This window comes from Maribacter halichondriae (genome assembly GCF_027474825.1).
GTDB lineage: Bacteria > Bacteroidota > Bacteroidia > Flavobacteriales > Flavobacteriaceae > Meishania > Meishania halichondriae.
This window is the reverse complement of the sequence record NZ_CP107030.1, coordinates 2,429,708-2,442,265: the sequence shown is the minus strand read 5'-3', so window position 1 is coordinate 2,442,265 and position 12,558 is coordinate 2,429,708. Positions and strand designations below refer to the sequence as shown.

The window sequence follows — 12,558 nt, the reverse complement described above, 5'->3', positions numbered from 1 at the left end:
CAACATGCATGATTTTTTGAAACCGGATGGTTGAAAATTAAGTATATTCATCCCAATTTACAAGCACTTTCTATGGCCAGCAAAATAATTCAGACTATTAGTTCACTTCTGATAATTTCAATCCTGTTGGTGGGCTGCAAGGATAAACCAATAAAAGAGGTAAAAGAAAACGCCGCTCGGCCCAATATCGTTCTCATTTTTACGGATGATCAGGGGTATCGCGATGTGGGGGTCTTCGGTGCCGATGATATTGCGACCCCGAATTTGGACCAAATGGCGGCCGACGGCATTCGATTGACCAATTATTATGCAGCCCAGGCGGTCTGTTCGGCATCAAGGGCAGGAATTTTGACAGGATGCTATCCCAATCGTATCGGTATTCACAACGCCATGATGCCGAATAGCAAAAAAGGGCTTCATCCTTCGGAAACCACACTTGCCGAAATGCTAAAGAATAACGGATACAAAACTGGCATCTTTGGAAAATGGCACTTAGGTGACCACCCTGATTTCTTACCGACCAAACATGGTTTCGATGAGTATTTCGGAATTCCCTATTCCAATGACATGTGGCCGTTGCATCCGCAACAAGGACCCATATTCGATTTCGGTCCGCTTCCCTTGTTTGAAAATGAAACCGTAATCGATACGCTGACCGATCAGACGAATCTTACAACTCAGATTACCGAAAGAAGTGTTGATTTTATTAATAGGAATAAAGAAAAGCCTTTCTTTTTATACGTACCGCATCCGCAGCCGCATGTACCGCTTTTCGTTTCAGCTAAGTTCAAGGGAAAATCGAATCGTGGTTTGTATGGGGATGTCATAATGGAAATCGATTGGTCGGTAGGACAGATTTTAGAGTCATTAAAAAAGAATGGACTAGAAGGAAACACCATGGTCATTTTTACCTCGGATAATGGCCCATGGCTCGCTTACGGAAATCATGCCGGTAGCGCTATACCCTTTCGAGAAGGAAAAGGCACCGCCTGGGAGGGTGGCCAACGTGAGCCTTTTATCGTTAAATATCCAGCAAAATTAGAAGCCGGTAAAGTGATAGATGTGCCTATCATGGCTATCGATATGCTTCCAACAATTGCCGAGATTACCGATTCACAACTTCCCATCAAAACAATCGACGGTAAAAGTGCTTGGAAAGTTCTAACCGGCGAATCTGTGGAAAGTCCTCAAAGAGCCTATTTTTTCTATTATCGTGTCAATGAACTTTTTGCGGTTCGCTATGGCAAATGGAAATTGTACTTTCCGCATACGTACCGAACCATGAACGGACAAGAACTCGGGAAAGATGGGCTACCCGGTGAGTATCGAATGGTCGATTTGGAGGACATCGAACTTTATAACCTGGAAAATGATGAAAGCGAAACCAAAAATGTAGCAGAAGAAAATCCAGACGTAGTGGCAAAAATAAAAGTATTGGCGAACGATATGCGCCATAGACTGGGAGACTCTTTATTGGGTTTAGAGGGTGCCGAAACCCGTGAAGCGGGAATGATAGAATGAAGAAGCCTTTCAAATTCAAACAATTTACCATCCACCAAGACCGTTGCGCCATGAAAATAGGTACCGATGGGGTTTTATTGGGTGCATGGTCTTCCCTGAAAAATGAACCAGATTCCATTTTGGATATCGGGGCGGGAACAGGAATTATTGCCCTAATGCTGGCCCAAAGAACTATTGCCGAAATCATCGATGCCATTGAAATCGATGAAGATGCCTACGAACAATGCGTGGAGAATTTTGAGTCTTCAACTTGGGCCGATAGGCTCTTTTGTTATCATGCCGGGTTGGATGAATTCTTGGAAGAGGTAGATGAAAAATACGATTTGATCGTGTCCAATCCGCCTTTTTATTCCGAAGATGTTTCTAGTGGAAATAGTTCTAGGGATATTGCCAGACAAAACCAATCGCTTCCTTTTGATGAACTTTTATCTTCGGTTTCAATTTTGCTTTCCCAAAGGGGCACTTTCTCTACAATAATTCCTTTTAAGGAAAAGGTGGAGTTATTGGCCCTCGCATCGCATGTAGGTCTTTATCCTATTCGGATCACACATGTAAGAGGAAATCCATCCTCAGAAATAAAGCGAAGTCTTATTGAATTAAGTTTTAGTCAAATGAAAACTAAATACGATGAACTGATTATCGAAAAGGGAAGGCATGAATACACCGATGAATATATCAAACTGACCCAAGATTTTTATCTGAAGATGTAACTATCTTCTTTTCATCCAAACGTACAAGGGTATTCCGGCCAAAAGCAGTAAAAATCCCCAGAACACTGCCTTCTCACCCGCCCCATAGACTGCCCAGAGCGAATAGGCAAAAGCGAGTCCGCCCAAAGCGATAATAGGTATCCATTTTGTAGCCCCGTTTTTTCGTTGCATTTTAATAAGCACATAGGCCGCACTGGAAAATAGATACGGAATCAAAACACAAAGTGCCGTCAATAAAATAAGGAATTTGAACTGGTCGACCAGGCCATCGGTATAGTTCATCAACATAACGATAGAGGTCAAAATACTGCCTACCACTAAACCCATTATCGGCACCCCATTTTTATTTTCTTTTTTAAATAAGGTGGGAAAAAGGTTGTCCTTGGCTATAGACATTGCGATTTGGCCTTGTACCAAAATCCATCCATTTAGGGCTCCAAAAGCTGCAATGGCCGCCCCGAAGGCCACCATATCTTTTCCCCATTCCCCACTTATTATTTCCATGGCATCGGCAAATGGAGCAGGAGATTTCGAAAGCGCATCGGGAGGTATCATTCCCATAATCATCACCGTACTCAGAATATAGACCATCGCCGTAATGATGGTGCCGATCATGGTCGCCTTCGGAATATTTTTTTCGGGATTTTCTATACTTACCGCCGGAATCGTAGCACTTTCAACCCCCATATACGCATACAATGTCATTGCAGCGGTTATTGAAATTGCTGAAAATGTACTCGCCCCACTTAGGTTGAACGGTGAAAAATGATCCCAGTTAAAAAAGAAGAACCCGCCAATGATTATCAAGACCAAAGGCACCAATTTTAAAGTTGTTGTTATAAGTTGCATCTTGCCCGACGCTCGCACACCCCTTGAATTGATCCATGTCAAAAACCAAATGGCACCCAACCCGACCACAACGGCCCATACTTTATTTTCCTCCAAAATTGGAAGAAAAACACTTAGGGCACCGACAAAAGCAATAGCTATTGCCGCGTTTGCCACCCATATCGAAATCCAGTAGCCCCATGCCACCAGAAAGGCCGCAAAATCGCCAAAACCGATTTTTGAATATATGTAAGGCCCACCGCTTTTATTGGGCACCAAAACACTAAGGTTGCTGAAAATTTTTGCCAAAAGTATGGCTCCGGCCGCTGAAAAAATCCATCCGATTATACTTATGCCCCCATAAGCGGCAAGTGCCGAAGGCATTAAAAAAATACCAGCGCCTATCATGTTTCCGATAACGAGCGAAGTGCTCATCCAAAGTCCCATCTTTTTTTTGTTATCGGTATTCATTCTCTATTGGACTTTGAAAATTTCTTGGTTTATTACTTACTTTTGAGAAGCTACATGCCAAAGTACAAATTAAAATGCTGATGGATTATAACTTTAAAATTGATGTGGATATCACCAAAGCGGAGACGTTACCAGCTTCCTTTTATCGAGATCCTGAAATCTTTGAAGCATTAAAACAAGATGTTTTTTATAAAACTTGGCAATGGATAGGTCATGAAAATTCGGTAGCATCTGCGCAGAGAACCCACCCTTTTATATTGTTGGATGGATTCTTGACCGAGCCTATGCTTCTGACAAAGGAAACTTCAGAAAAAATACATTGCTTGACCAATGTATGTACGCATCGTGGAAATTTAGTTGTGGACAAATCGGGAAGGAACAAAAAACTGATCTGCGGATATCATGGGAGGCGATTTGGTTTGGATGGTAGCTTCGAACACATGCCCGAATTTAAGGAAGCCATTGAATTTCCGAGACCTTGTGACGATTTACACCGATTTCCGTTACGAAAATGGGGACCCTTTCTTTTGCCGGACTTAATCCTTCTTTTGATTTTCAGATCGTAATCGATGGCATGAACGAACGGGTCGGTTTTCTTCCGTTGGAAGATTTCAAGGTGGATGAAACTCGCGGTAAAGACTATTTCATCAACGCCCATTGGGCACTGTACTGCGACAATTATTTGGAGGGATTCCATATTCCGTTCGTGCATGAAGACCTTGATGCCGTATTGGACTATGGTAATTACGAAACCATTCTCCACCAACATATGAATTTGCAAATCGGATATGCAGAAGGCTCGGAACACACTTTTAATCTTCCGGAAGGACACATCGATTTTGGAAAGAATATCGCGGCCTATTACTATTGGGTATTCCCGAATATGATGTTCAATTTTTATCCTTGGGGCCTTTCCATAAATATAGTACAGCCTTTAAGTATTGACCAGACCAAAGTCTCTTTCATGAGTTATGTTTGGGACAAGTCTAAACTGGATGAAGGTGCAGGATCCGTTTTAGACAAGGTAGAAATGGAAGATGAAGCCGTAGTTGAGGGCGTACAAAAAGGAGTACGTTCGCAGTTCTACAAAGCCGGAAGATTTTCACCCACTCGTGAAAAAGGCGTACATCATTTTCATAGACTTTTGGCTACTTTCCTTAATCGCGAATAACATCATAGATTTTCAGACGTTCTTCTTAAAAATATAACAAGAGTAGAACAACATGTTATATTTCATTTATACCTTTGATAAAATTTTCACGTATGAGACCTGATTTGTTCGAAGCACCCGATTATTATAATCTTGACGACCTCCTTTCCGAAGAACATAAACTGGTGCGCGATGCGGCCCGCCAATGGGTGAAGCGCGACATTTCGCCCATTATTGAGGAGTATGCCCAGAAAGCGGAATTCCCTAAACAAATCATTGGAGGTTTGGCAGAAATCGGTGCGTTCGGACCTTATATTCCCGAAGAATATGGTGGCGCAGGATTGGATCAAATTAGTTACGGCCTAATTATGCAAGAAATCGAGCGGGGCGACAGCGGTGTGAGGTCTACCGCATCAGTACAATCTTCTTTGGTCATGTACCCCATTTACACGTACGGAAATGAAGAACAACGTAAAAAATACCTACCCAAACTGGCCACTGGAGAATGGATGGGCTGCTTCGGGTTGACCGAACCCAATCATGGATCGAATCCCGGAGGAATGGAAACCAAGTTCAAGGATATGGGCGACCACTATCTATTGAACGGTGCCAAACTTTGGATTTCCAATTCGCCCTTTGCAGATATAGCTGTTGTATGGGCCAAGAACGAAGAAGGAAGAATTCATGGGCTCATAGTAGAGCGTGGCCTGGAGGGGTTTTCTACTCCCGAAACGCATAACAAATGGTCATTACGCGCTTCGGCCACAGGAGAATTGATTTTTGACAATGTAAAAGTTCCCAAAGAAAATTTACTGCCTGGTAAAAATGGGCTGGGAGCACCATTGGGTTGTTTGGATTCGGCCCGATATGGAATTGCTTGGGGTGCCATCGGTGCCGCCATGGATTGTTACGACACGGCGTTACGATATGCTAAAGAACGCATTCAATTCGGAAAACCCATCGCAGGTTTTCAGTTACAGCAAAAGAAATTAGCAGAGATGATAACCGAAATCACCAAGGCACAATTATTGGCCTTTCGATTAGGGCAGCTGAAAAACGATGGTAAAGCGACTACTGCGCAAATCTCTATGGCAAAACGAAATAATGTCGATATGGCGATAAAGATCGCCCGTGAAGCAAGACAGATTTTAGGTGGCATGGGTATTACCGGAGAATACAGCATCATGCGCCACATGATGAACCTCGAAAGTGTTATTACCTATGAAGGAACACATGATATTCACTTGTTGATTACAGGAGCAGATATTACAGGGATTCCAGCTTTTCAGTGAGCCTTAACTACGAACGAACATAGACCATCAAAACCTCATCGTCGGCGATGCCAGGATCATCAACATAGGTCAATTTAAGGGTAGTACCTTCAATTACATAGGTATATTGTTTACCGTTATTCAGAGTAATGAGGTTTCCATCCACGGTATAAGATCCCGATGCATTGTTCAGAAATTCGTATTCACCAGAATTTTCTATGCTAAGATCACTTGCTTTAAAAATTATTTTGTGACCACTAAAATCATATCCCTCGCCAAAGCCACAAAAACAGGAAACATCGGTAAGCACCCATTTTCCTTCAAGCTCAACATTGATAACATCATCATGGTCCTTGGTACAAGAAGCCAAGAATAGCGCTAGCAATAGTATGGTGGTTATTCTTTTCATTGTATGATTGGTCGTCCCTTAAGATAGGTTCTTACTAGAAACAACGTTAAAATCTACTACTTCAGTATACTACTTGCCCTGTTTTTTATCGGACACAGAACAGTTTTGCCTTATCTCACCACAAAAATGGAGGGGTTCACATCATTTAATTGCCATCATCGACCCTGTGCAGTAAGTTTACCATGTAATTGTTTCAGAAGTAAATTTTTTCATTTTCATATAGTGTTCTCGTAAAAGAGTCCGGTCTAAGTTGATCGGGCTCTTTTTAGTTCGTGAAACCCCGTTTTGGAAGATGCAAAGCATTGAATCAAAATATTTGGTTGAACGAATTCCACCGAAGGGCGGAATCTTTTTGTTTGAAAATGTAATTGTCATTCCCTTTCCGTGTGAGACTTTTCAACTCTTAATCGATACTTTCTCCAAAGTCACCTTTATCGATTTACTGATCGGGGTCTTACTTCTTTCCGCAAAATGATTGTAGGGCACCAAAACATTGGTCTCGGGAAAATAGGCGGCAAGATTACCTTTTGGGATAGGATAAGGAATAATCAAAAACTTTTTCGCCGTGCGAATCTGGCTATTATAATTGCTATGGATGTTCACCACATCCAACTTTTTTAGATGCAACGATCGTAGGTCCTCGGCATTCATGAATAGTACCCTGCGTTCGTTGTAGACCCCTCGGTAGCGATCGTTCAATCCATAAATAGTCGTATTGAATTGATCGTGCGACCGAATGGTCATCAGCATGAATTCATTTTGCTTCAAATCATGATCGGGCAGCTTGTTAATCGTAATCTGGGCCTTTCCGTTGGGAAGATTGCTGAAATCAAGCTCACGAACATTGTTGGGCAAATAATATCCGGAGCCTTTTGAACGTTCAGTGGTTTTCTCAAATCCTTTGGCAACCTTATCGATATATTCTCGGATCAACTCATAGTCCTCGCCGAGAGCTTTCCAATCCACTACATGATTTCCTTTGAAATACGTATGTGCCAGTTGGGCGATAAGTTCGGGTTCGCTCATAATATTTTCAGAGGCAGGTTTTAGTATTCCTTTTGATTGTGTAACCCGACCCATACTGTTCTCGAAAGTGAAATATCTTTGTTGACCGTTTTTTACATCCTTTTCTGAGCGACCTATAGTTGGCAAGATTAGTGCCATCTTACCGGTAACCAAATGGGTTCGGTTCAACTTGGTACTTACCTGAACGGTCAGGTGGCATCTTTGCAAAGCTTCTGCCGTGTATTTCGTATCCGAGGCAGCCATCAAAAAATTACCCCCTAGACACATAAAGACTTTAGCTTTTCCTTCATGCATAGCCTGCATTGCCCCAACAGTATCTACCCCTTCTTCGGCAGGAGGTTTGAAACCTAGGTGTTTTTCGATTCTTTTGTTCAGTTTTTCATCCACAAAGTGCATGATACCCACACTTCGATCGCCCTGCACGTTGCTGTGTCCACGTACCGGACAGGTCCCGGCATTCGGTTTTCCGATAGCTCCTTTTAGCAATAAAAGATTTACATATTCGCGAATGTTCTCGACTCCGTTCTTATGCTGAGTCAGACCCATCGCCCAACAAATGATTATTTTTGATTTCTTGGCTAGAATTGATACCGCTTCCTCAATTCTTTCCAGATTGACACCAGTCAAGTGAAACAGTTCGTCCACATCATATTTATCAAGGTCGGCAATGAGTTTTTTATAGCCATCGGTATGGGTTTCGATAAAATCGTGGTCGAATACCGATTTGTCGATGGCATCTAACTCGGCCAACTTTTTCAGCAACAATTTGACCAACGGAATATCTTGGTTGATGTTTATCGCAAGATGTAGATCGGCAAGGTTCTCACCACCACCCAACATTCCTGAAACACTTTGGGGGTTTTTGAAATTTACGAGTCCGGTTTCTTCAAGTGGATTGATACTGATGATCTTTCCACCATTTTTTTTACATTTCTCAAGGGCAGAAAGCATTCGCGGATGATTCGTGCCCGGGTTCTGCCCTGCGACAATAATCACTTCAGCGTTGTAAAAATCTTCTAACTTCACGGACCCCTTCCCGATACCTAAGGTTTCCCCTAAGGCCACCCCACTCGATTCGTGGCACATATTCGAGCAGTCGGGCATATTGTTGGTTCCATAGGCACGGGCGAACATACCGTATAAAAAAGCGGCCTCGTTACTCGACCTTCCTGATGTATAAAAAATGGCTTCGTCAGGAGAATCCAATTGATGCAGTTCTTCGGATATCAAATCAAAGGCTTCTTGCCATGCGATACGCTCGTAATGTACTTTTCCCGGTTTCAAAACCAAAGGTTCTACCAGCCTGCCAAAATGGTTCAACTCATAATCGGAAAGTAGGGATAGTTCTTCCACCGAATGCTTGGCAAAAAAATCTGCATTAATTTTCGATGTAGTCGCTTCATCGGCCAATGCTTTGGCTCCGTTTTCACAGTACTCAGCTATTTTAGAAGGTTTTTCGGGGTCTGGCCATGCACAGCTCGGGCAATCGAAACCGTCTTTTTGGTTCATCTTCAATAGCCCTTGCATCGAACGAAGAATACCCATTTCCTTGAACCCATGGCGAAGTGCTTCTTTTACCCCAAGTACCCCCGCGGCAATACGCATAGGTTCTTTGAGTTCAATTCCTGTGAATTCTTGAGTGCCTGTAATCGACACCTTTCTTTTGAAATTTTCGGCCATGCCTAAAGTTAGGACTTATTTTAAAATCCTATCTTTTGAAGGGCAGATTAAAAATAGATTTCCCATGCTATTATTTTACGTTGTCGCATAAAATCGCCAATGAATAATCACCTGTCTTAAAAATCATTGATATATTTACTAGAATCATTCTATTCACAAATGAAAGTCGTTACTTTTTCTTTTTCCATATTTTTTATGCTTGGTCTTTCCGCCCGATCGCAAGAGGTTTCTGTTGATTCGAAAATCAATCCTCCCTTACAATTTGAAAAGAAGAAAATTGCTTCCGAAAGTTTCGAATCGGTAGGAGTGCTTGATGTAAACGGAGACAAAATACCCGATCTGATTTCGGGATCATACTGGTACGAAGGACCCGATTATCTAGAAAGACATTTCATCACCGATTTCAAGCGTTACGATCAGTACTACGATGATTTTTCAACCTTGCCGCTCGATGTGAACGGTGATGGTCTGATGGATTATATTACCGGAGGTTGGTTCGCAAAACGATTGGTATGGATGGAAAACCCCGGAGATAACAACGCTTGGACAGAACATCTGATCGCAGATGCCGGAAATATTGAAGCCACTAGAATATGGGATATCGATGGTGATGGAATATCTGAGATCGTTCCGAATACACCTAACGATTCTTTGATTGTGTATCGACTAAAAAAGGATGCGCAAGGAAAAAACATAGGCGAGTTCGAAGCTTTTCCGATTACCGGAAAACATGACCACGGACTTGGTTTTGGAGATGTCAACGGTGATGGAAGAGGCGACTTGATAACAAGCAAAGGGTGGTTGGAAGCCCCTGAAAAACCTTTTGAAGGCAAGTGGCTTTTTCATTCCGATTTTGACTTTGACAAGGCAAGTATACCCATAATCGTAGTGGACGTAAACAAAGATGGACGTAACGATATCATCGTAGGGCAGGCACACGACTATGGATTGCACTGGTACGAGCAAAAACAGGACAAAAAGGGCATTTTGAGTTGGGCAAAGCATGACATCGACCCTTATAATTCACAATTTCATACCATGCAATGGGCAGATCTCGATGGTGACGGCAATAACGAATTAATCACGGGAAAAAGATACCGTGCCCACAGCGGAAACGACCCAGGGAGTAACGACCCTTATGGCCTCTACTACTATAAATTCAATGGAGAGAATTTTGTCAAGCAAATTATCGACTATGGGGTTTTTGGTTCAGGAAAAGGAACCGGGATCCATTTTGTTGTTACGGACTTGAACGCCTCGGGCCTATCGGATATTGTGGTCGCAGGGAAAGACGGATTGTATATTTATTTTAATCGAGGTCATGCCAAATAGAAGAGCACTATGAAAAATAAACCATGGAAGATTTTAGTATTAGGTTGTCTAATTTGTGTCATAGCATCTTGCCGTGAAAAAATTGACGAAAAAACTTCGGAAACAATTGAAGAAGAGATTCAGTCGAACGATGGTTTTGCTTCCATATTTGATGGAAACTCCCTTGAAAATTGGAATGGCGATACCACCTATTGGCGAGCCGAAAATGATGTTTTGGTAGGGGAAATCACTCCAGAAACCCTTTTAGAAAACAATACTTTTATTATTTATGAAAGTGATGAACCTGCGGATTTTGAATTGAAGGCCGAGTTCCGAATTTCTAAAGATGGCAATAGCGGCATCAACTATCGTAGCGAACAGTTGGATACCATTCCGTTCGCGCTGCGCGGCTATCAGGCCGATATTGATGGTAACCATCGCTATACCGGGCAAAATTATGAAGAACGAAAACGTACCACTTTGGCCTATCGCGGAGAAAAGGCCGAAATCGCTTCGCCGGAAAACCCTGATGTACCCGGTTCTTTGGAAGCCAATGTAGAGCGTAATGCTTGGAAAAATCGTGAGGTTTTGGAATCTCTTGGCCATATGGATTCCTTAAAAACCAAAATTAATTCCAGTGACTGGAACAAAATCCATTTAATCGTCAAAGGCAACCGAATGCAACATTACGTTAATGGAATTTTAATGAGCGAGGTCATCGATAACGATTCAATCAATCGAAAAGCATCTGGTAAATTGGGCATGCAAGTGCATGTAGGCCCACCCATGAAAGTGGAGTATCGGAATATTATGCTGAAGAAGTTGTAAATTTTTCAAGTTAAAAAATAGTCGGATAATCTTCCGCTGCAATTGGGCCATATGACTCCCACCAATACCAGGCCGTAACCCGCCTCATGGCATAAAGGTCTTGACCATCGGTACGCACATTGATCATACCGTTCAAGCGTTTTTTAAACAGTCGGGCACCGATAATATCATTCACACTTAATGATCCGTCGGGGACGACTTCCCTTAAATCGATTTCATTGACATCAGTAAACGTACTGGCGATCTCCGTAGAAAAAACCAATGGTGATCTAGATCGGGAGGCCAAACCAATAGCTCCGATAAAATTGGCCCTGGGATGCCCATGGTCGGGCGAATCTCCAGAGGACACCACTGAAATCTGTGGGCGAACGGCCTCTAGAAAGGGAGCATGATATTCATGGCTTCCATGGTGGGGAGTTTTCAAAACATGGGCCCTTAACTTTTGAGCGGTACCTGGATGTTCCAAAAGGTATTTACTACCTTCTATATTTACATCCCCCGAAAACAATATTCGTACATCTTCATATTGTATGCTGAAAACTACTGAATGTCCATTAATGGTATGTGGATGGTTCTTGAACCATTTGAATCGTGGATCCCCAGTGGGGCTTCTTTCAAAAACAGGCCCCAGAATTTCCATTTTGACCTTTGGGTCTCCCGTATCAAAAAAACCGGTTTCATGGCTCACGGCGCTATATTGAATACTCTTTTGGTCGATCAAGGCGATCCAGTCATCAAAGGTATTGCGCAAATTCAGGTTTTGAAGATCTGTTACTTGTGAATGGTAGGTTTCCAAGTATTTTCCATCGGCACTCAAGTTTCCCGACTTTTGATCCATTCCCGTAAAAAGCCCAATGCCGTTATGTATGATTTGACGGACTTCGATTTTTGGATGTTCTAGAATATCGATCAATCCTTTTAGGTGATCTCCGTCGGCATGACTCAATACCAAAAGATCGATTACCAAATTGGGTGAAGTCAAGTCGGCCAATTGATATTTCCATTGTAAAAATCCTTTGGCCTGACCATTGGCGCCGCCGTCTATCAATATTTTCTTTCGGTTCGGAGTGACCACCAGGGCTGCATCGCCCTGACCCACATCGATGAAATAGATTTCAAGTTCACCCTTTGTCATCAGTTCATCGGTTTTGACAAACCCTTCATACTTGCTTCTGTATAGGGCCTTGATTCTTCCGTTTTGGGCTTGGCCACTGGTCTTTACTTCCTCGCTATATATCAGTATTTGTTCGTAGCCACCTGCTGTGCTATCGGTATAAAGTTTTGCTGTTTTTTTGTTGATATAAAGGGTTGCCATGACAAATGGGTTTTGTTAAGTGTCTACAAAGATGTAGG

General features: G+C 42.4%; 11 protein-coding genes. 7 read left to right on the top strand and 4 right to left on the bottom strand.

What is annotated here, in order from left to right; genetic code table 11:
* Positions 1-72: 72 nt before the first annotated feature.
* Both N8A86_RS11105 and N8A86_RS11100 read left to right on the top strand, forming a co-directional pair.
* Positions 73-1,521, top strand: a complete 1,449-nt coding sequence (locus tag N8A86_RS11105; protein ID WP_273565444.1) for a sulfatase family protein — start codon at positions 73-75, stop codon at positions 1,519-1,521.
* Entirely contained in the window at positions 1,518-2,231 is a 714-nt protein-coding gene (locus N8A86_RS11100; RefSeq protein WP_273565443.1) for a tRNA1(Val) (adenine(37)-N6)-methyltransferase, read from the top strand. The genes N8A86_RS11105 and N8A86_RS11100 overlap by 4 nt, the downstream gene beginning before the upstream one ends.
* Here the strand turns inward: N8A86_RS11100 and N8A86_RS11095 are convergent, their stop codons facing one another.
* Positions 2,232-3,530 (bottom strand): amino acid permease, encoded by a 1,299-nt coding sequence (locus N8A86_RS11095; protein ID WP_273565442.1) that lies wholly within the window; start codon positions 3,528-3,530, stop codon positions 2,232-2,234.
* Positions 3,531-3,610: 80 nt separating this feature from the next.
* On the opposite strand from N8A86_RS11095, the gene N8A86_RS11090 reads away from it, so the two are divergent.
* From N8A86_RS11090 to N8A86_RS11080, 3 genes are all read left to right on the top strand, one after another.
* Positions 3,611-4,096, top strand: a complete 486-nt coding sequence (locus N8A86_RS11090; protein ID WP_273565441.1) for an aromatic ring-hydroxylating oxygenase subunit alpha — start codon at positions 3,611-3,613, stop codon at positions 4,094-4,096.
* Positions 4,042-4,701 carry an SRPBCC family protein gene (locus N8A86_RS11085; RefSeq protein ID WP_273565440.1) on the top strand — a complete coding sequence of 220 codons (660 nt, stop codon included), beginning with the start codon at positions 4,042-4,044 and terminating at the stop codon, positions 4,699-4,701. The genes N8A86_RS11090 and N8A86_RS11085 overlap by 55 nt, the downstream gene beginning before the upstream one ends.
* Before the next feature lie 92 nt (positions 4,702-4,793).
* On the top strand, positions 4,794-5,972 hold the full coding sequence (locus tag N8A86_RS11080) for an acyl-CoA dehydrogenase family protein (protein WP_273565439.1): 1,179 nt from the start codon (positions 4,794-4,796) through the stop codon (positions 5,970-5,972).
* A 7-nt stretch (positions 5,973-5,979) separates the two neighbouring features.
* On the opposite strand, the gene N8A86_RS11075 is transcribed toward N8A86_RS11080, so the two are convergent.
* Both N8A86_RS11075 and N8A86_RS11070 read right to left on the bottom strand, forming a co-directional pair.
* Complete coding sequence (locus N8A86_RS11075; protein WP_273565438.1) at positions 5,980-6,360, bottom strand: lipocalin family protein; 381 nt, start codon at positions 6,358-6,360, stop codon at positions 5,980-5,982.
* A gap of 396 nt (positions 6,361-6,756) precedes the next feature.
* Entirely contained in the window at positions 6,757-9,066 is a 2,310-nt protein-coding gene (locus tag N8A86_RS11070) for an FdhF/YdeP family oxidoreductase (protein WP_273565437.1), read from the bottom strand.
* A gap of 159 nt (positions 9,067-9,225) precedes the next feature.
* Here N8A86_RS11070 and N8A86_RS11065 point away from each other — a divergent pair, with 159 nt between their 5' ends.
* Positions 9,226-10,398 carry an FG-GAP repeat domain-containing protein gene (locus tag N8A86_RS11065; protein ID WP_273565436.1) on the top strand — a complete coding sequence of 391 codons (1,173 nt, stop codon included), beginning with the start codon at positions 9,226-9,228 and terminating at the stop codon, positions 10,396-10,398.
* A 9-nt stretch (positions 10,399-10,407) separates the two neighbouring features.
* Complete coding sequence (locus tag N8A86_RS11060) at positions 10,408-11,205, top strand: 3-keto-disaccharide hydrolase (protein ID WP_273565435.1); 798 nt, start codon at positions 10,408-10,410, stop codon at positions 11,203-11,205.
* Positions 11,206-11,215: 10 nt separating this feature from the next.
* Here N8A86_RS11060 and N8A86_RS11055 read toward each other — a convergent pair whose 3' ends face one another.
* Entirely contained in the window at positions 11,216-12,520 is a 1,305-nt protein-coding gene (locus N8A86_RS11055) for a ComEC/Rec2 family competence protein (protein WP_273565434.1), read from the bottom strand.
* Between the last annotated feature and the right edge of the window lie 38 nt (positions 12,521-12,558).